The 20178-nt window shown below is 49.2% G+C and carries 21 protein-coding genes; 14 read left to right on the top strand and 7 right to left on the bottom strand.

The window, feature by feature from the left end:
• Window positions 1-31: 31 nt before the first annotated feature.
• The 4 genes from narI to MZO40_RS03940 are packed head-to-tail and all read right to left on the bottom strand — an operon-like array spanning window position 32 to window position 6500.
• The gene (gene narI / locus MZO40_RS03925; protein WP_003638514.1) at window positions 32-721 is read right to left on the bottom strand and encodes a respiratory nitrate reductase subunit gamma; all 690 of its coding nucleotides are present in this window, start codon (window positions 719-721) and stop codon (window positions 32-34) included.
• Window positions 718-1287, bottom strand: a complete 570-nt coding sequence (gene narJ / locus MZO40_RS03930; RefSeq protein ID WP_088769646.1) for a nitrate reductase molybdenum cofactor assembly chaperone — start codon at window positions 1285-1287, stop codon at window positions 718-720. Before narJ ends, narI begins: the two co-directional genes overlap by 4 nt.
• The gene (narH, locus tag MZO40_RS03935) at window positions 1280-2839 is read right to left on the bottom strand and encodes a nitrate reductase subunit beta (protein ID WP_003638512.1); all 1560 of its coding nucleotides are present in this window, start codon (window positions 2837-2839) and stop codon (window positions 1280-1282) included. The genes narJ and narH overlap by 8 nt, the downstream gene beginning before the upstream one ends.
• Entirely contained in the window at window positions 2829-6500 is a 3672-nt protein-coding gene (locus MZO40_RS03940; protein ID WP_252133112.1) for a nitrate reductase subunit alpha, read from the bottom strand. Before MZO40_RS03940 ends, narH begins: the two co-directional genes overlap by 11 nt.
• Before the next feature lie 307 nt (window positions 6501-6807).
• Between MZO40_RS03940 and MZO40_RS03945 the strand changes: the two genes are divergently transcribed.
• The 14 genes from MZO40_RS03945 (at window position 6808) to MZO40_RS04010 (ending at window position 17529) form a co-directional block, all read left to right on the top strand.
• On the top strand, window positions 6808-7842 hold the full coding sequence (locus MZO40_RS03945; protein WP_252133113.1) for a HesA/MoeB/ThiF family protein: 1035 nt from the start codon (window positions 6808-6810) through the stop codon (window positions 7840-7842).
• Window positions 7839-8306 (top strand): MogA/MoaB family molybdenum cofactor biosynthesis protein, encoded by a 468-nt coding sequence (locus tag MZO40_RS03950; protein ID WP_050340071.1) that lies wholly within the window; start codon window positions 7839-7841, stop codon window positions 8304-8306. Before MZO40_RS03945 ends, MZO40_RS03950 begins: the two co-directional genes overlap by 4 nt.
• 20 nt (window positions 8307-8326) lie before the next feature.
• A complete protein-coding gene (locus MZO40_RS03955) occupies window positions 8327-9541 on the top strand; it encodes a molybdopterin molybdotransferase MoeA (RefSeq protein WP_105961866.1) in 1215 nt (404 codons plus the stop codon).
• The gene (mobB, locus tag MZO40_RS03960; protein ID WP_252133114.1) at window positions 9520-10023 is read left to right on the top strand and encodes a molybdopterin-guanine dinucleotide biosynthesis protein B; all 504 of its coding nucleotides are present in this window, start codon (window positions 9520-9522) and stop codon (window positions 10021-10023) included. The genes MZO40_RS03955 and mobB overlap by 22 nt, the downstream gene beginning before the upstream one ends.
• Window positions 10024-10028: 5 nt before the next feature.
• On the top strand, window positions 10029-10520 hold the full coding sequence (gene moaC / locus MZO40_RS03965) for a cyclic pyranopterin monophosphate synthase MoaC (RefSeq protein ID WP_050340068.1): 492 nt from the start codon (window positions 10029-10031) through the stop codon (window positions 10518-10520).
• A 16-nt stretch (window positions 10521-10536) separates the two neighbouring features.
• Complete coding sequence (locus MZO40_RS03970) at window positions 10537-11106, top strand: molybdenum cofactor guanylyltransferase (RefSeq protein ID WP_252133115.1); 570 nt, start codon at window positions 10537-10539, stop codon at window positions 11104-11106.
• The gene (locus MZO40_RS03975; RefSeq protein ID WP_105961869.1) at window positions 11096-11356 is read left to right on the top strand and encodes a hypothetical protein; all 261 of its coding nucleotides are present in this window, start codon (window positions 11096-11098) and stop codon (window positions 11354-11356) included. Before MZO40_RS03970 ends, MZO40_RS03975 begins: the two co-directional genes overlap by 11 nt.
• 926 nt (window positions 11357-12282) lie before the next feature.
• Window positions 12283-12720 carry a GAF domain-containing protein gene (locus tag MZO40_RS03980; protein WP_105961870.1) on the top strand — a complete coding sequence of 146 codons (438 nt, stop codon included), beginning with the start codon at window positions 12283-12285 and terminating at the stop codon, window positions 12718-12720.
• A gap of 23 nt (window positions 12721-12743) precedes the next feature.
• Window positions 12744-13778 carry a sensor histidine kinase gene (locus MZO40_RS03985; RefSeq protein WP_105961871.1) on the top strand — a complete coding sequence of 345 codons (1035 nt, stop codon included), beginning with the start codon at window positions 12744-12746 and terminating at the stop codon, window positions 13776-13778.
• 245 nt (window positions 13779-14023) lie between these two features.
• A complete protein-coding gene (locus tag MZO40_RS03990) occupies window positions 14024-14677 on the top strand; it encodes a response regulator transcription factor (RefSeq protein WP_050340064.1) in 654 nt (217 codons plus the stop codon).
• A 430-nt stretch (window positions 14678-15107) separates the two neighbouring features.
• Complete coding sequence (locus MZO40_RS03995) at window positions 15108-15428, top strand: hypothetical protein (RefSeq protein WP_105961872.1); 321 nt, start codon at window positions 15108-15110, stop codon at window positions 15426-15428.
• Between the two features lie 10 nt (window positions 15429-15438).
• Window positions 15439-16419, top strand: a complete 981-nt coding sequence (locus MZO40_RS04000) for a hypothetical protein (RefSeq protein WP_065674677.1) — start codon at window positions 15439-15441, stop codon at window positions 16417-16419.
• Window positions 16420-16434: 15 nt separating this feature from the next.
• Entirely contained in the window at window positions 16435-17328 is an 894-nt protein-coding gene (locus tag MZO40_RS04005; RefSeq protein ID WP_105961873.1) for a hypothetical protein, read from the top strand.
• 12 nt (window positions 17329-17340) lie between these two features.
• A complete protein-coding gene (locus tag MZO40_RS04010; RefSeq protein ID WP_133305822.1) occupies window positions 17341-17529 on the top strand; it encodes a hypothetical protein in 189 nt (62 codons plus the stop codon).
• Between the two features lie 91 nt (window positions 17530-17620).
• Here MZO40_RS04010 and MZO40_RS04015 read toward each other — a convergent pair whose 3' ends face one another.
• The 3 genes from MZO40_RS04015 to MZO40_RS04025 all read right to left on the bottom strand — a co-directional run bounded on the left by MZO40_RS04015 (window position 17621) and on the right by MZO40_RS04025 (window position 20176).
• Window positions 17621-18499: a helix-turn-helix domain-containing protein gene (locus MZO40_RS04015; protein ID WP_252133116.1), complete on the bottom strand. Its 879-nt coding sequence runs from the start codon at window positions 18497-18499 to the stop codon at window positions 17621-17623.
• 42 nt (window positions 18500-18541) lie between these two features.
• The gene (locus MZO40_RS04020; RefSeq protein WP_003638496.1) at window positions 18542-18880 is read right to left on the bottom strand and encodes a metal-sulfur cluster assembly factor; all 339 of its coding nucleotides are present in this window, start codon (window positions 18878-18880) and stop codon (window positions 18542-18544) included.
• Window positions 18881-18985: 105 nt separating this feature from the next.
• Complete coding sequence (locus tag MZO40_RS04025) at window positions 18986-20176, bottom strand: NarK/NasA family nitrate transporter (RefSeq protein WP_050340059.1); 1191 nt, start codon at window positions 20174-20176, stop codon at window positions 18986-18988.
• Window positions 20177-20178 lie beyond the last annotated feature (2 nt).

Raw genomic sequence — 20178 nt, forward strand, 5'->3', positions numbered from 1 at the left:
CATTAGTTAATTTACATTTAAGCGATAGCTGCTAGACCCGTGGCCGCCGACGATACACAATGTAACGGCGGTAGAAGTATTGATATGGAATCGCAATCGCGTGAATCAACCGGGTGTACGGGAAGAAACCGAAAATTGCAAAGCCACAAACCACGTGAATCTTGTAAATCCACGGTACGTTGGCCATCAACCACCATTTTGGTTGGAAGTAGAACAAGGACCGCGCCCAGACTGATAAAGTCGTCCGGTAGTCAAAGGTCGGGTGAAATGGCCCGGACAGCGTTGATGATAACCCTAAGATAATCGTAATCAACAGGGCTACGTTGACCATCAAGTCGCTCCACGAACTGGTCATGAAGACCCGCACATTGGTGAAACGCCGGTAAGTCAGGATAATCATCCCAGCCAGCGCTAACACCCCGGCACCGGTCCCCATCATCAGGGAGCCAAACATATGATACATTTCATCCGAAATCCCTAGGAAATCCGTAAAAGCTTTGGGAATCAAAATTCCTAAGATGTGGCCGAAGAACGCTAGGATAATCCCAACGTGAAAGGTGATTGCACCAATCATCAGCTTTTTCTTTTCTAGCATTTCACTGGAAACTGCGGTGACGCTAGCTGGATAAAACTTGAGTCGGATAAAGGTTCCGAAAAAGAACGATAACAACATGGCATACGGGTAAATGACCCATACGACCACGGAGAAGAAATCTTTCATGACGCCACGACCCCCGTTTCGACACAGGTTCGTAAGGTGGCCCGAACGACCTGTAAAAGTTGGAAATACGGATCATCCAAGTCCGCGGCGGCATTTTGCAATAAGGTATAGGTGCCATCTTCAATCACTTGAAAGGCGAGCTTAATATCTTGTTGCCGGGCGTCCCCTTCGAAATGACCGTATGCCAGGAATTCTAGCAGCAAGGGCAAAAAGTCTGCCAATTCACTGTTAACCGTCGTCAAGCCAAACATTTCATACATCATCTTGAGTTTGGCCAGAATCGTGCCGCGTTCGCGTGAATCCGTCATCTTGTAATAGCTCATGTACAAGGTGTAACGCTTATTCATTTCAAACAAGCCGGCATAATGGGCCTGCTGTTCGAGTGGTGTTTGAGCGGCAATCGCATCAAAGGCGGCCAACAACTTCGCTTTTTGCGCGTTGATGGGATAGCTCATGAGTGCCGCACGGTTACTGGCCGTGAACGTCTCCTCATCGGGATAATCAACCAGTTGCGACAGTGTCACCAAGGCCGGTCGGATGGTTGTCAATTGTTTAAAATTAATCACGCCAAATCCCCCCGTAGAAACTTTCTGCGTAAATCTGGTTGGTCGATTCACCAGCTTCAGCCTTCTTGAACATACTGCCGTGTTGTGGTGCTAAGGCACAGCCGGCACATTCATCGTAGCCTAAGCCACCCTGTTCACTCTGCGCATCCTCGACCTGTTCCTTGTGATTTTGTGGAATCACAAAGCGGTCTTCATACTTGGCGATTGCCAGTAAACGATACAGTGAGGTGGCAGTACCCGTGGTCAAACCGACACGTTGTAACTTGGCAACGTCAAAGTCCTTGCCACTGGTCTTGGCCCGCATGTAGAGCCGCATCATCGCTAACTTATAGAGCGCGTGCTTGATTGCCGGCACATTGCCACCAGTTAGTAAACTAGCCAAATAATCCACTGGAATCCGCATTTCGTCGATCCCTGGGAAGATCATTTCAGGATCTTTGATCGAATCGCGGCCTTCAAAGTAATTCATCACTGGTGACAGCGGTGGGATGTACCAAACCATTGGCATTGTCCGGTATTCGGGATGCAATGGAAAGGCAATTTTTTCTTCGACTGCCATCCGGTAAATTGGTGAATTTTGTGCTGCTTCCAGCATTTCTTCTGAAATCCCGTCAGCCAACGCTTGTTCGATCACTTCTGGGTCATTCGGATCCAAGAATAAGTCCAGTTGGGCTTGATAAAGTTGATCTTCTTCAGGTGTCTCAGCGGCTTCTTCTACCCGGTCAGCGTCATAGAGCATGGCACCAATGTAACGAATCCGGCCAACACAAGTTTCGGCACAGACAGTTGGTTCACCCTCTTCGATCCGTGGGTAACAGAACGTGCATTTTTCAGCCTTGTGGGTCTTCCAGTTGAAGTAGACCTTCTTGTAAGGGCAGCCAGTCATGCAGAAACGCCAGCCGCGACACCGTTCTTGGTCCACCAACACGATACCATCTTCATCACGTTTATACATCGCACCAGAAGGACAGGATGCCACGCAGGGTGCGTTCAGACAGTGTTCGCAGAGCCGTGGTAGGTACATCATGAAGGCCTGTTCAAAGTTGGCCTTGATGTCGGTCTCGATTTTTTCCATGTTGGGGTCAGCCTTGAAGTATTCTGGTGAGCCCGCTAAGTCATCATCCCAGTTAGGCCCCGTCTTCAAGTCCATCTTCAGTCCGGTAATTTGGGAACGGGCCCGCGCAACCGGCTGATGCGACTTTTCTGGACCGAATAAAGTTTGATAATCATAAGTCCATGGTTCGTAATAGTCATCTAATTCTGGCATGTCGGGTTGATAGAAAATCTTTCCGAGCGCGATCTTATTGACTTTGTTCCCTGCCCGGAGTTGAAGTTTCCCCTTGCTGTTGAGTTCCCAACCACCTTTATAGTGGTCTTCGTCCTCCCAACGTTTCGGGTAGCCGACCCCTGGTTTGGTCTCGACGTTATTAAACCACATGTATTCCGCCCCAGGCCGATTGGTCCAAGTGTTTTTGCATGTGACTGAACACGTATGGCAACCAATACACTTATCGAGGTTTAAGACCATCCCAATTTGTGCTTTAATCTTCATTCCAGTTCACCTTCTTTAACTTCCGTACGTTCACGTACAGGTCCCGTTGGTTACCGATTGGCCCGTAGTAGTTGAACCCGTAGCTCAATTGACCATAGCCCCCGACCATCTGAGTCGGTTTGACGTGAATTTGGGTTGGCGCGTTGTGTGACCCACCCCGATTACCGGTAATGGTCGACAACGGTTCTTGAATTTCCATATCTTGTGCATGGTACATATACATCGTTCCAGCAGGCATCCGATGCGAAACAACGGCCCGCGCTGTGACGACCCCGTTACGGTTGTAGATCTCCAGCCAGTCGTTATCCTTGATGCCGGCTTTATCGGCGTCGACCGGACTCAACCAGACGTTAGGACCGCCCCGGAACAACGTTAACATTTCGAGATTATCGTAGTACATCGTGTGAATGTTCCACTTGCCATGTGGCGTCATGTACCGCAATGTCAGCTCATGGTCGGCCGGTGCAACATCCGTATCTCCAGGCGCCATGACTTGTGGTGGTAAGGTCGGCTTATAGTTGGCCAAACTTTCACCATATTCTTGGAAGATTTCATGGTCCAAGTAAAATTGTTGCCGCCCAGTCAAGGTCCGGAATGGGACTAACCGTTCAACGTTGACCGTAAATGGTGAGTAGCGGTCGCCGTCATGCTTAGCCGACGTAAAGATTGGTGTCGGAATGGCTTCTGCCGGTTGCACCGTGATACTCTTAAACGTCATCTGCTCTTCAGTCCGACCGGCACTAATATCGCTCAATGGCCGACCAGTGACGGTTTCAGCATTGGCCCAGGCCTTCTTGGCCACGTGACCATTTGACGTACTCGACAGATGCAAGATGGCATCAACGACGCGTTTGTCTTGGTCGAGCTTTGGACAGCCTTCGTTGATACCGCGGTCATATTCACCCAAGATATCCTTGAGTTCATCGTATTCCGGTGACACATCATAACTGAACCCTAGCCCACCGACTTTGCCGCGGGCATTTGGTCCTAACGCAATGTACTTGTCATAAACTTGGGTGTAGTCCCGTTTGATCAGTGACAAGGCTGGCATCGTTTGACCAGGAATCGCGTCAATTTCACCCTTCTTCCAATCACGAATCTCACCCAATGGTTGGCTGATTTCGCCCTTGGAATCGTGGCCAAGTGGTTGGGTCTTCAAGTCGTACTGTGGCGTTGGGTAGTACTTCTTCGCCATATCAGAGAACGTCTTGGCTAACGTCTTGAACTGTTGCCAATCACTCTTGGATTCCCACATTGGGTTGATGGCTGCGTTGAACGGGTGAATGAACGGATGCATATCCGTCGAGGACAAGTCAGCTTTTTCGTACCAAGTTGCCGCTGGTAAAATCACGTCGGAGTACATCGGCGTTGCGACCATCCGGAAGTCCATGTCAACGACTAAATCGAGCTTACCGGTGATCGTGTCATCGTTCCACACCATTTCTTCTGGTTGACAACGACTATTGGATTTTGCCAACAAGCCATTTTCAGCCCCTAACAAGTGTTTCATAAAGTATTCTTGCCCCTTACCAGAAGAGGTAAAGAGGTTCGAACGCCAGATGAATAGGCCTTTCGGTTGATTTTGATTAGCATCTGGATCTTCCGCTGCAAAGTGCAACTGACCAGATTTCAATTCTTCAACCACGTGCTTCGAGATTTCATTGATGTCAGTCGAGTCATACTGTTTAGCGAATGCCAGCGAACTGCGATCAAACTGTGGATACGATGGTAACCATCCGAGCCGAATCGCAAGCTGGTTGTAGTCCGCAGCATGTTCATAGGCGTGCGCAGAGCCACTGACCGGTGACTTCTGTGCGGCATTGTCGAGTTCATCGTATTTCCACTGATCAGAAGCAAAGTAGAAGAATGAGGTCCCATTTTGTTGCCGGGCACCGCCTGCTTGCCAGTCATTGGCAAAGGCAATCGTACTCCAGCCTTCTTGTGGCCGTAATTTTTCTTGGCCGACATAGTGCGCCCAGCCACCACCAGAGACGCCTTCACAACCACACAACATCAAGTTGTTGATGATCGAACGATACGTCATATCAGAGTTGAACCAGTGGTTGATACCAGCACCCATGATGACCATCGTCTTACCGCCAGTATCTAAGGCGTTTTGGGCAAACTCGCGGGCAATTTGAACGACTAATGAGGCTTTGACCCCGGTGACCGTCTCCTGCCATGCTGGCGTGTAGCGACTGTTGACATCATCGTAACCACTCGCTGCCAATTCATCGTGCGTGCCTTGGTCGATCCCATATTGAGCCAACATTAATTCGTAAACGGTCGTGACTAACTGTTGTTGACCATCCGCGAAAGTGACCGTTTGGACGGGGACGTGGCGTTTGAGCACGCCATTGCCATAAGCATCGAAAGTTGGAAAATCAATCACGACTTGTTGTTCGGCGTTAACCGTGAGTTGTGGGTCAATGTCGTTGCCGTCTGCGTCTTTCAAAGTCAAATTCCACTGCTGACCAGCTTCCCAACGTTGCCCAATCGTCCCATTTGGCACGACGACTTGCTGTTGGTTCTGGTCAAACACGACTGGCTTCCATTCCGCATTCACCGCTGCTTGCTTACCTTGTAAGTCAGAGATTCGAACGAACCGGCCAGAAGTGTAATCGCTATCATTAGCCGCACTCGGTTTCAGCATGACCATGAATGGCAAGTCCGTATATTGCTTGGCATAATTCAAAAATTCAGGCGTTTGGCGATTCTGGTAGAACTCTTGCAAAATCACGTGCGTCATGCCTTGTGCCAAAGCGGCATCGGAACCCGGATTAGGTGCCAGCCAGTTATCCGCAAACTTGACGTTTTCTGCATAATCTGGACTGACCGCCACGATTTTGGCGCCGTGATACCGGGCTTCCGTCATGAAATGGGCATCGGGTGTCCGCGTCAGTGGGACGTTCGAGCCCCACATCATAATATATTGACTGTTGTACCAATCCGCTGATTCGGGCACATCGGTTTGTTCACCCCAGATTTGTGGGGAAGCCGGTGGCAAGTCCGCGTACCAGTCGTAGAAGCTGAGCATCTCACCACCAAGTAGTGACATGAAACGAGCTCCGGAGGCATAACTGATCATTGACATCGCCGGAATTGGCGTAAACCCAGCCAACCGATCCGGACCATACGTTTTAATGGTGTAAAGTAACATGGCTGAAATCAATTCAAGTGCTTCTGGGCGATGGACCCGCACCATGCCGCCATGACCACGTGCTGACTTATACAGCTTAGTCTTTTCTGGGTCTTCGACAATGCTGGCCCAGGCGTCTAACGGATTAGTGTGCGCTTTTTTGGCATCCGTCCATAATTGCCATAATTTGCCCCGAATATAAGGATACTTGATCCGAACCGGACTATATTCATACCAGGAAAAACTAGCCCCCCGCGGACAGCCCCGTGGTTCGTATCCAGGCATGTTCACCCCACATTCCGGATAATCCGTTGCCTGATGTTCCCAAGTAATGATGCCTTGCTTAACATACACATTCCAGCTACATGAACCGGTACAGTTGACGCCGTGAGTCGTACGGACCACTTTATCATGCGACCAGCGTTCCCGGTAGAGTCGTTCCCAGCGCCGGCTATTTTCTTCCAGCTGTGTGAACGTGCCGTTGAACTTCTCGACGTTTTTAAAGAACCGAGATTTCTTCACCGATAAGACCTCCTTTATCACGTGTAAACGGCTTGAATTAAAAGTAAGCCATTTCCCTAATATCTATGGTAGCAGGCGTTTTGTTATACTTCGACTAGGGAAACACCTATATTTTTTCATTTTAGCCATTGAATTTTAAATGGGCCTTATCGGTCAATAACGCCGAACGGATGCGGTTTTACCATTTATGGCGCACGAATGAAATTAGACGTCTGATTTTAAGAATAGTTACCATTAAAATTAGCATCTTTAGATTATGATTCACAAAATTCGCACAATATTTAATATGTAGAAAGAAGATGAGCACATGCTAAATCGTTACGACCGCCAAGAACGCGTGGCCGCCATTGGTGCCGCTGGGCAGGCGAAGATCAGCGCGGCGACCATCTTAATTGCTGGCGTCGGTGCCTTGGGTAGCTATGCGGCTGAACAGCTCGTCCGTTCTGGCGTCGGTCACTTGATTCTGGTTGACCCAGATACGGTGTCACTGACGAATCTTCAGCGTCAAACGCTATTTACGGAAGCCGATGTGCAGCAGCGCGCCCTCAAAGTTGACGCAGCAAAACGTCATTTATTGGCAATCAATCATCAGGTTGACATCACGGCAATGCACACATCGCTATCTGGTGACCTTTTACAGGAAACGACATTTGACCTAGTTCTCGATTGTTTAGATAACTATGGCGCACGGATCTTATTGAATCGAGCCGCGCTCGTGCGAAATTTTGATTATATTTTTGCAAGCTGTGCGGGGACGTTTGGTAGTGTGATGCCGATTCGAGCACGCCAGCACGCTTGCCTCAATTGTGTCTACCCCAATCTTGCTGAACTTCAGCAGACCGATTGTGACTTACTGGGTGTCAACACGGCGCTCGTTCCAATTATCGCTGGTCTACAAGTTTCACTCGCACTACATTATTTAGTCGATGCCAGCACGGTCAACTTCGACCAACTCACCACGGTCGACAATTGGCAACTGTCACAACAAGCATTTCGCGTGCGTAAGAATCCGGCCTGTCCAACTTGTCAGCGCACCGATTGGGACTTGACTGAGCCCGCGATTCCGAATCAGGTACAAGTCCTCTGTGGGACGGAAACCTATCAGGGCCGCTTGAATAGTCGGCCCCAACTCGCAGCAATCGGTGACTGGCTCGTCGACCGTCAGTTAACGGTCAACGCCCACGCCAGTTTTGTCAGCTTTACCGCCGAAGACAAAACTGTCAGTATTTTCAAAAACGGTAAGGTCCTGCTCTATGGCCTACCTGATATCACAGCCGCAACCCAATTATTCAACCGGTTACAAACCCAATTAAACCCATTTCTGGAGGTGAGCGTTTCATGACTCGTGCTTGTATTTTGACCGTCAGCGATACCCGCGACTTGCGAACGGATAAGTCTGGCAAATTGATTGCCTCACAGCTTGAAAGCCATGGGGTCACTGTCATGGCACGTCACGTCGTCATTGATGACATCGTAGACATTCAGCAGCAATTCCTGGCCTTTGAACAACTCGGACCCGACCTGATCGTCACGAATGGCGGTACTGGCATTGCGCAACGCGATGTGACGATTGCCGCACTGACACCGTTACTGCCTACTATGATTCCAGGCTTTGGTGAAGCCTTCCGCGAGCTGTCGTTTGAAGAAATCGGCACCCGGGCGCTAGCTTCTAAGGCCGAAGCTGGTTTCAACGTGCGCAACCAGCTCTGCTACTGCCTACCAGGGTCTACTAATGCCTGTCGCACGGCCCTGGATCAATTGATCTTACCTGAATTTGAACACCTACTATATGAACGTCACAAATAACGAAACAAGGAGTAATCGCTATGTTAACTAGAAGATATCCGATCTCAATTACCGAAGCACAAGCTAAAATCAACAACGTTGCACTGCCAACCGTCACTGAAACGATTCCTGTCGCAGAAGCCAATCACCGCGTCTTGGCTGAAACGGTAACCGCTCCCTTCGCCTATCCGCATTTCCGGCGGTCCGGTGTTGACGGCTTCGCGATTCGCCACGCGGACGACCACGATTATCCACATGAATTCAAAGTCGTCGGCAACGTCCCAGCTGGTGCCACCTTTCATCAACGACTGGGCCAAGATGAAGCCGTCCGTATCATGACGGGGGCGGACGTCCCAGTTGACGCTGGCGTCGTTGTTATGCTGGAAAAGACCCGCGACCTCGACGATCATCACATCAACATCGTGGTCCCTGAAAAGCACAGCAACATTACCGAAATCGGCGAAGAATATCAGGCCGGCGATGTTTTGATTGAAAAAGACACCGAATTGAATCCCGGCGGACTGGCTGGTTTGACCGCACTCGGCGTCCAAAGGGTTAACGTTTATCGGCAGCCACGCGTCGCAGTCATCACGACTGGTAGTGAATTGATGGCAGCTGACGAACCCGTCCAAGAAGGTAAAATCTACAATAGTAACGGTATCTTGATTCCTGAACTCGTCCGTGAAAATGGCGGTATCGTGACGAGTGTTGAACAGCTCGTCGATGACAACGATTTGCTCCAAGCTTCGCTCCAAAAAGCCATTGCCGAAAACGACATTGTTATCACAGACGGCGGCGTTTCAGTCGGTGACTTTGACTTCATCGGCGATACAGCACGTCAAGCTGACGAATTGTTGTTCAATAAAATCAAGCAGCGTCCCGGTAGCGTCACCACCGCGTTCGTGCAAGACCAGACCCTCGTCATGGCCTTATCTGGTAATCCGGGCGCCTGCTACACTGGCTTTTACCTGTACGTCGAACCATTGTTACGGCGGTTTGTCCATCAAGCTACTCGCCTGCAAAAAGTCACATCACGCTTGGCCGCGCCATATCATAAGACCAACGGCTTCGACCGCATCCTACGCGCGACTTACACCGTTGAAGATGGCCAGTACGCCACTTATCCGAATGGCCCTGACCGTTCAGGCGCGCTCAGCAACCTACAAACGACGACGTGTTTGATTAAGATTCCACACAGTAACCAACCGATCGCACTCAATGCCGAGGTGGAAACATGGCTCTTACCTTTCAAATAATTGGTTATAAAAAAAGTGGTAAAACGCGGATTACGACGGCTTTGGTTCGGCAACTCAGCGCACAACAATTACGCGTGGGCGTACTCAAACACGACGCCCATGCCAGCAGTATGGACGTGCCTGGCACCGATACCGCACGTTTTAGTGACGCCGGTGCCCAAGCCGTCCTGCTACAGTCAGCCAACGGCACGTTTTATCATCAAACGACGCCGCAAATGCCGCCCGTCAGCGCTTTGATTGCGCAGCTACCGGCGACGACCGACGTTATTTTACTAGAAGGATTCAAGCAAGCCGACTACCCCAAGTTAGTCTTGCTACGACCAGAAGATTGCGCGACCGATTTTGCCGCGTACCCGAACATTCAAGTGTTCGCTAGTTTAACCGCTCACCCAGACGCAACGCTAATTGGGGTGCCAGCCATCTGCGACTGGTTTCAACAACACTACTTAACGGACTTTAATTTCAAGGAAACGGAGGACTGATTTCTATGACAGATTCATTGACGCATTTTAACGACCAGAACCGCGCGAAGATGGTTGACGTCACCGACAAGGCCGTCACTCACCGCGTCGCGACCGCCACCGGCCAAATCTCGATGCACCCCGCGACGCTTCAGCGGATTCACGATGGTCAAATTAAAAAAGGCGACGTACTCGCAGTCGCCCAAGTGGCTGGTATCATGGCAGCTAAACAGACCAGCAATCTAATTCCCATGTGCCACCTGATTCCACTGACGGGCGTCGACATTCATTTTAGCGATAATGACACCGACACCATCACCGTCGACGTGCTCGTCAAGACCAAACACGTCACCGGCGTTGAAATCGAAGCGTTACTTGCCGTTCAGGTGACTTTACTGACGATCTACGACATGTGCAAGGCGATCGACCGTGGCATGCTGATCAGTGACATCCACCTCGTTGAAAAAGATGGTGGCAAAAGCGGCCACTTCGTCTATCACGACACACCTGAATCATAAGAAAGAAGGCCTAGAAATGCTGGGAATCGTTTTAGCGGGCGGTCAATCACAGCGCTTTGGTCAAGATAAAGCCCGTTACCAGTTGGCCAATCAGCCACTCAACAATGTCGGTTTGGCTGCGGCCAAGTTACAACTACTGTGCGAGCACGTGATTGTTAGCGCGAATACCAACAATTTCAGTGCGCTCGCGGCCCAATTTGCAAGCGACCAGCACGTGACCGTCACCCGCGATCAAGCCCCGTTTGTACAGCAAGGTCCGCTCAGCGGTATCTACGTGACAACCTGTCTTTCGCCTGAACTCACTGACTACTTGTTATTAGCCGTCGACTATCCCCTAATGACCACGACCATTTTGACAACTCTAACGACCGCAGCCAACTGCTACGCGGCCACACCGACGCGCGACCACTACCTCGTCAGCCACTTTCAAACGAGTCAAGCCATCGTCCGCGACGATTTATTATTAGGTGATTTACGGGTCAGCCACTTTATGACCGCCACTTGCCAGGCTGTTCCCATCACTTTTCCTGCTAGCCGTGCACTAATCAATTTAAATAAACTGGAGGCACTTACAGATGTTAACTAAAGCAGGCATGTCCGACCGTGATTTTCAAAAATTATTACAGGTGGCCCTGACCGACTTAGGACTTCGCCAGACCATGCTCGAAAACCGCGTCAGTGAAGTCAACGAAGAAATGCGCTCACTTGAAAAAGATGATCAATTGGATAAACTAGATATGCAGCTGCGCGCCGTCCGCCAAGACTACGACCACTACCGGCAATTCGTCGATCCTGATTTCAAATTAGATGTTGCGGATCAATACCGGGAATCTTAAGCGCTGTTTTGATATTAGTTTCCAAATCAAAACACACCAGCTGAGGCCCGCTGGGAACAGTTCAGGCTTGCGTAAAGTTGCTTTATGTCCGCGTCCTAAGCCGGCTTACAGGCGTTTCTGACAACGCTGGATAATATTCGAAAGGCAGACATATGCGGACCCAACCTTTTGACGGACTAGTCGTCGATTCTTCGTAAACAGTCTTTTTGGTAATAAACCGTTTATGACGAAAGCGATCATACTCGTGTTTAATTACAAGACTCAGCAGCATTACTGAAGGTTGTATAGATTTTAGCTACTCACCTGAGCTGACAAAACCTTTATGCTAAGTGAAAGCCAGGACTATCGACTAATTTCATGGCTTTTTACCAACATTTGGATGGTCGGGTAACATTTAAATGCGACAAATCAGTGTCATGCTGATTCAAAGTTTGTTTGAAGTTACTGCAACTAAATATTCATTGGTCAATTGCACTAAGATAGGTGGCCGTTCATCCGCCATTCGAGCGAGTTCCCGACTGGCCGGCCCGCCGGACAATGCTCAAGGGCGAAGTTCTTCTTGTCCGGGCGGGTTTCCCGGGCTAGAAGAAGACTCGTATTTGAAATTGCGCAGTGGGTTGCTGCGTGAGTTCAAATCGATGTCCGCCCTGTTCCAGCGTTGTCAGCCGGCCCCGGAAGTCGGACTAAGGCACGTATCGGCTGACGAACAGGAATCCACCAACTGGCATGATTTAATCATGCTTCAAGACAACTTAATTAGCACAATGATTTCAAGACGCTACCCATTAACTATAGTAATAAGGTAAAATAAATCAGTTGGCATAAATCTGATAAAATATTCCATTTATGTATAATTGTAAAAAATAAAAATGTGTAAATCGGTTTCAAACCGTTGTAATCATGGTATGATAAAGGAGGAATAAAAAGTGACCTTAGCTGAAAATGCCAATCGACCAAATTATCAACAGGTCGTTGACCAACTCTACCAGACAAGCGATTTTGATTTTGTCGGTATTGCCCTACAAAGTGCGCAACCGCCCCATCAGATTACTTGGCAATACGTTGCCGGAAATCAAAGTGAGCAGTTTCGTAATATCGTATTGCGTAGTGGAATTGGCATTGCCGGATTAGTGGTTCGCACGGGTAAACCATTTTGGAAGAATGCGTTACGCGCCACCAGTTACAGTGATGCCCTGTATACCCCGATTGCCGCCAGTGAATCATTGACGGCGGCCGCAGCGATTCCGATTCTAGCGACCCCCTTTCGATTAGTCGTCGGAGTGCTGCTAGTCGGCTATCGCTCCACGCAAACTGTTTCTGAAACAACTGTCAGTCGGCTTTCCCGTTACTTGGCCACTTTTTAATTCGGCGAAGGGAGGCCGACTTTTTGCTAGAATCAAATCATTGGATTCAACAATACTTTGCAGAGGCAACGGATGCGGTGCTGATTTTTAAAGATGAACAACTCGTCATCAGTAATCAACTCGCCCGTGATTTGCAAGCGGAATTGGATTTCGACCCCAATTATTTAGTACAAGTCGCGGATAACGCGGTTCAACAAAAGTTTAATACGACTGATGATTGCTTTGACTGTGTCATCCGCAATCTGATGCCGGAAATTTCGATTCCAATTACGCTGGCGGTCAACAAGCCCCACCCACTCAATTACTTTCTCATTTATCACGTTATCGATAAAACCGAGCGGGTCTTCTCACTGACGCTCAAAAATCGGGGCACCATCAAACGAATGGATCAATTGGCGCAGCAACGGCAACTGAACGCATACGTGAACCGGGCACACGAAGAGGAACGTAAGAAAATTTCAGCGGACCTCCACGATAGTATCGCCCAAGGGATTTACTCCGCAATCATGGGCGTGCGTCGAATCAGCGATGATCAAGCGAATTCCAGTCAGACCCAAGCCCTGACTCAAGTGATTGAAACACAACTGGAAGATACCTTAGCCGAAGTTAAAGGCATGGCACTGGACATTCGACCTTCAGTCCTAGACAATTTCGGCTTATTAGCCGCGTTGCGGGCGCTCGCCAAACGTCTCCAGGCTAACTCCGGCGTCACGATTACCGTGACCGGCCAGGATAAGGCAATGCCGCTCTCGACTGACGTGCAAAACGTGCTCTACCGGTTGGCCCAGGAGTCAATCAATAATGCCCTTAAACACGCCCACGCTAATGAAATCAATTTGTTATTAGTTGCCCATCATCACTACGTTACACTCGAAGTCATCGACGACGGCCAAGGTTTTTCAGTTCCTGCGCAATCCGGGTTTAACGGGCACTCACTGGGACTATTGAATATGAATGAACGGGTCAAAGCACTCAACGGCACGTTTGGTATTCATTCGCAACCTGGACACGGCACCACCGTTACGGCAAAGTTTCCGATGGCTGATGAACCAGATTGAGTCGATCATCGAGAATTCGTGGGGAACGATTGAATCGTGTTCGCCACGAACGATAGCCGGTGTGCGTTTGATGGCTTAGAGCCAAACGACAAATAAGCAGTCACGCTGAGATTGCTCGCTCACAACTGAACAGGCTGGACAAGCCTTGCATTACCGTCCCACCAAGTTTACCAACCACACGACACCAGCGTTACCTTTTGCCATATTTGCCTATTTGCCAATTTGCATAGAGGAGTTGTTTTATCATGTATCACGTCTTAATCGCGGATGACCATGCCGTCGTCCGTTCAGGGTTAGCCTACTTAATTAACCAACAACCTAATTTTGAAGTTATCGATGAAGCCGCGGATGGCACTTCGACCTACCTACGCGTTGAACAAGGTGACGTGGATATCCTCGTCATGGATTTAAGCATGCCCCCTGGTGAAAGTGGCCTCATCACGACCCAACGCATTCACGAACATTTTCCGGATGTCCGGATCTTAATTTTGTCGATGCACGAAGAACAGGAGTATATCAATAAAGCGCTACATAATGGTGCCATGTCCTATATCATGAAGAGTTCTTCTGACGATGAATTACTGAAAGCCTTGAAAACGGTTGCGAGCGGTGAGGAATATGTCGATGCCAATATCGTCATGACCAAATCCGATGTTCAGCAAATCAATTCAGACGGTGTCGACACGAATCTGACCGGCTACAATGGTCTGTCCAAACGTGAACGCGAAGTCTTCCCACTGGTTGCGTTAGGCTACTCCAACAAGGAAATTGCTGCCAAACTGTTTATTTCAACTAAAACGGTTGAAGCGCATAAAGCCAATATTATGCATAAACTAGCGCTCAACAACCGCGCAGATTTGATTCGCTACGCTATTCACCATCATTTGATTGACTTCTAATCGGCACGATGGGTGGCGTCTTTAACTTAATTGTTTCACCGCAGAATCTAGCACTGGCTGGGTTCTTTTTTTAACCACATTTAGCTACTGGACGTCTGAGACGGGTGAATTGGTCATGGATTCATGCTTAAACCGGCGCTTCGCCGAGTGGCGTTATTTGCATCTCAAACGGGCGCAGTAGTTGGCTTGGGTTCGTCTACCGATGGGGCCCCTATTTCGTCCTCGAAAAAGCCAGTTCGCGCCCACGCCGACCACTAATCTACGCCAGCTCACACGGTTTCCAATATTCTTCAGCAGGCGTAATTAAGCCTTTTTCGATGAAACACGCCAACAAAATTCACGCCACGTAATATTAGTCATTTCCCCAATATCTAATACCGATGCAGTCCGCTAAACTAGGGTTAAAAGCACTTGGAAGGAGCACTACCTCATGGCACATAATGTTAGTCAAGATGAAGAACTATTAGGAATCCTACGGGACGTTGCGACCCACCGTTTTCACCAAGGAAGACAAGTCAATCCCAATTCAATGCTCTACCAAACAGTGAGCGTGGCTGTTGGACGTGGTTACCTGAACAACGCGACCCTGGACGACAACTACAGTCATACCTTGGCCAGTATCGACCTGACCAAGGCGACGTTAACTGAAGCGGGCACGACAAAATTGCAAGCCCTTACCAATACCAACGATAACAATGATGGTAATGAAGCAGCCGCCGCGACAGATACTGACAACCAACCAGAAGCATAGGAGGCCGTTCATGGATATTCAAGAAAAATTAGCTGCAAAGTATGATAACATCGCCATTTATACGGCTGGCTTCTATGCGGATCCTGAAGATGAATTGGGGACCCGTAGCAAGCTCAGCGAGACTTTAAAGTCATTCACGATGAACCAACACGCGGACACCCCCTTCTCACTGCAAATCATGACGACAAATGGTGAAATCAACGTCATGCCACTGGGTCTGCTGAGTTTGGATGAATTAAAAGCCTACGAAACTAAACGCCGTGAAGAAGCTGGTCTCAGTGCAGATGACGATTCAATTCCGTTGGTTGTTCAATTTGCACCTCATACTGAAAAAGGCCAAGTTCAAAAACAAATCGTAGACAGTACGCAAGCATTATTCGCAGATTTCAACACCCAATTTGCCAAAATCTGGGCGGTGGTCAAAGCAGACCTGCAAGTCAATCAGAACTTGTTGGTGACGATGGAACGCGATTTGATCGCCGATAGCGTCGATGTCCAAAGTGAGTATCAAAACAACTTCAAGATGATGGATGCCGCCACTCGGAAGTCTAAATTAGGTTTCGAATTAGCCGACGAAGACTTGGGCCATTTTAGCGCGTACATGGCTGACATGCACGAAATTCAGGCAATTGTTCTTTCAGCAGCCGCTTTCGTCAAACATGAGCTTTTGGGTGACGATTTGTTTGCCCAGGTCATGAATGACAAGGTTTCACGCAACACCCTCTTCTGGGTACTGGATAATACTTTCTACGAGACGCTTTACTACTTCATCGAGAAGAATCGTGAGACAACCAATGGTGACAAACTCGTCAAACATCTGCATCATCAGAAAAAACTACTGATTATCAACATGCGCAACGATGCCTATCAGCGCGCACAAGCGGCCCTGGATGATACGACAACTCGAATCGACATGGACAAGTATTTCAGCGATATTTTCGTCCCAATTGCCGAACAACTGGCCCGCGAAGTGGATCAATTTCAAGATTAATGGGGGCAAACATGCATGTTACTAGATTATGACGTCGCCTTAGAAGACGATTTTCAAAAATTACTGGCCCACCTACCAGCCCCTGTCCGTGATTTATTAACGGGCGTTGATACTGATGCGCACCATGAGCGCCAAGCGGTTTACACGCTGTTTGGTGCCGGCAGTCCGACATCCGAATTGACACAAGCCGTCGAGTGTTTGGCGCTAGCGACCAATCTGAATCGTGCCAGTTTCACACCTAAACCGACCCTGAACGACTTGGCCATCAGTAAAGCACAGGCCTATGCCAGTCAATATCTGGGTCAACGTTTCAATCAGTTAGTGGTTCATGCGACTGGTCTAGCCGATACCACGAAACAAGACCTATTTACGGCCGCCACCGAGTTACCGCTCGCTAATCTCAACCGGTTGCGACTGAACTTCAACCAGCGCGAACGCATTGCCGACTTTCTAAAGGATACCAAGGATCGCTCGGCCCGACTGACTGGTCTGAGTGCGGAACTCGCCGCAAGTCTTGCCGATACCGACACAGCCGTGAGCGGCCTAGCCCGCGCCATCGGGGAAACGATTGGGATTATTGCCAAGATTCACCATGACGTCCAAGATACACGGCAGATCGCCGATTTTCATGAACGGCTGTTACGTGGCGACTACCCATTGCCGCTACTCTTTGGCTTTGAAAATGAAGCGGGTTATTTCTACGACTTCTTCCATCAAGCGCACCAGCCCACTGCCGACCAATTCGTGGCCGCCCAACAAAAAGTCCTCGCGACTGGACTGGAACCCGCCCTCACGATGGCCAATGAACTGGTCGATCAAGCCCGTCTGGATTGCCAGCAATTACCCGCCGGTGACACGCGCCAACGCGTTGAACGGGCCTTGGAACGACTGACAGCAACTAACAACTAATGAAGCATAGGTGTGATGAGGCGAACAGTGATGGGCTCGTCGACAACGGTTGCTGGCGGATATTCATCGTTATCATTCTGGTTCAACCTCATCTCACATCAACAACTAGCCGCATTGAAGTCCTCCAGGTGGATCACTTCGATGCGGCTGTTGTTTGGGCAATTGTTCATGATTCAACCGCTCCCAGTTGTGGCCCGATAGTCTAAAAGCAGCTCGACCCGCATTCGTCTTGAATACGGGTCGAACTGCTTTTTAATGTGAATGCTAACTGACACGCTAGTAACTTGCGCCATTAAGCCCGTTTACTTGCACGTAAATACCGACTTCGTAACGCCGCCGTTTTGACTTCCACGACCTGGTTATGGTTGATGCGGGCAAACGCAACTGCCTCGCTCAGTAGCTGCTGAATTTCAGCAGCTGGGCGCTGACGTTCGATGGCATTTGCCGCCGCCAAATATTTGAGCCGTGGCAAATAGTAAGTCACGTGTTGACTGGAACACAGGTTGACACCATCGTCGATCAATTGGTTGCTGGTCGCAAAGTCGGCACGCATGCTGTAATACTCAGCCGTATAGAAAATCATCGTCAGCAGTCGCAAGTAGTCTTGGTCAGCAACTGCCGCCATTAACTGTTCGATCGCCTGATGAACCTTTTCAAAATAAAACTGCGCCTTTTCCAATTCCGCCAGCCGACTGTACATCACACCTAGCCCAACATAGGCTAACGGGGTGAAGACGGTCTCGTGGGACTGGTCCAGGTCATCTAGGATTTGATCGAAATCAAAACAGACATCACTGGCGGCACCATTGATCAATGATTTAAGTAGCCCACTGAGATAGTAAAATTGCATTTTTAGTGGGACCGCCTCGATTTGCGCGACCTGTACTTGTTTTAACGCCTGTAAAACAGGTTGGTAGTTTTCCATCATCAACTGCCGTTCGATCTCATCCAGTTGCGCACGAACTTGAGTCACTGAGTGGTCGCGACTTTCGTTTAAATCATCGACCGTCAGCCCGAGTCGGCCGCACAGTTGTTCCAAAATCGCTAGTGATGGCACCCGCCCACGTCGCTCAAACTTGCTGAGGGTTGCTTGCGTGCAAATGCCAGTCGATAACTTCACTTGTGAAATTTTCAGGGCCTTACGACGGACCACAAATTTTTGAATGTCCATACTCGTTTCAACCCCATTTCACAATTTAATCCTGGCGACCACTTAACCGTGGATACCCAACGCGACCTTCGCAAACCGGCTCATTTTGCTCATATCCCAAGCTGGTTCCCAGACTAGATCAATTTCACAGCCCGTCACACCGTCAACGCTAGTCACCGCGCGGTTGATTTGGTCGGCTAATAAGTTCCCAAGTGGGCAGCCCATGGTCGTTAACGTCATGGTAACCACACAATTACCGCCATCATCAACGTGAATATCGTAAATCAGGCCTAAATTGACCATATCGATACCTAATTCTGGATCGATTACATCCTCAAGTGATTTCATCACCGCGTCTTCAATCGGCGAGAATTCTTCGCCTTCACCAATGCCATCTGCCATTCTGCCACACTCCTGTCTAACTGTTATGCGTTTAATTATACCATTTTTATAAGCGTTTTTATGTCAATTGCTAATATTTGACACACAACTGTAATCGATTACAACTTACTTCACGATATGCACGTCCCCGTGAATGAATCGACGCCACAATGCGTACCAGCAGACCAACCCAGTCAAGGCCAGTAGCACGATGCCTAACCGGTAACTCCCAGTCCAGGTATGAATCCAACCGACGAGCAATGGTGGGAAGAACCCACCGAGGCCACCAAGCGCACCAACAAAGCCGGTCACCGCCCCAGTATTTCCCTTTGAAACGTACGGCACCATCTTGAAAATGACCCCGTTACCGAAACCAGCGATCAATCCGGCACCCACGATACCAAAGATGAACAGTGACTGATTACTGAACGTCAGGGTAATGATGATGGCAAAGACCGTGATCCCAATAAAAATCCACTGGAGCATCTGCATCGGCCGCCACTTATCAGCTGCCGCACCCCCGATAGGCCGGACGATCGTACATAAGCCCGCAAATAAGGCAGCGTATAATCCGGCCGTGACTTGTGGGACTTTGAAAATATCTTCTAGGAAGAGTGGCGTTAAATTCGTAAATGAAACGAACAACCCGAAAGTCAAGAAATAGAATAATGACAGATACCAAGTACTGCTTTCTTTGGCGACCGCTAACGCTCCTGTGACCGTCTTGGTCTTATCGACCGGCATTTCACGACAGAAAATCGCAAATAACACGGCTAAGATCACCGTCAAAATCATTAAGAAATAGTAGACCACGTTAAAGCCATAGGACGTTGAAATCGAAGGTAGCGTCAACGCTGCGACGGCGTTACCCATGTTCCCCATACTGACGATGCCGAGCGCAAGTCCTTGTTTTTCTGGTGGAAACCAGACCGACGCATAGGAGACTCCCACGGCAAACGATGTGCCGGCCATCCCAACGAGCAGCGCTGCCACGAGTAACATGCCGTACGTGTGAACTTTCGTAATCATAATCAGTGGAATGAGAATAAAAGCCATCAAAATTAAGTAGACTTTCTTACCCCCATACCGATCACTCAAAATCCCCACTGGAATCCGCATGATGGAGCCGAGCAGAACTGGTGTCGCTAACAGTAGCGTCCGTTGTGAGACACTAAGGTGAAACTTCGTCGCCAACTCCCCCGCGAGCGGTGCAAAGTTCGACCACGACATAAAACAAACGATCATTGCAACAGTTGCCAGTCCCAGCGCCAAATACGCGCGCCCCCGATTACTGGTTTGTGCTTCTTCAACAGTCATGA

The sequence above is a fragment of the Lactiplantibacillus sp. B652 genome (assembly GCF_023806745.1).
In the GTDB taxonomy this organism is placed as follows: Bacteria; Bacillota; Bacilli; order Lactobacillales; family Lactobacillaceae; genus Lactiplantibacillus; species Lactiplantibacillus pentosus.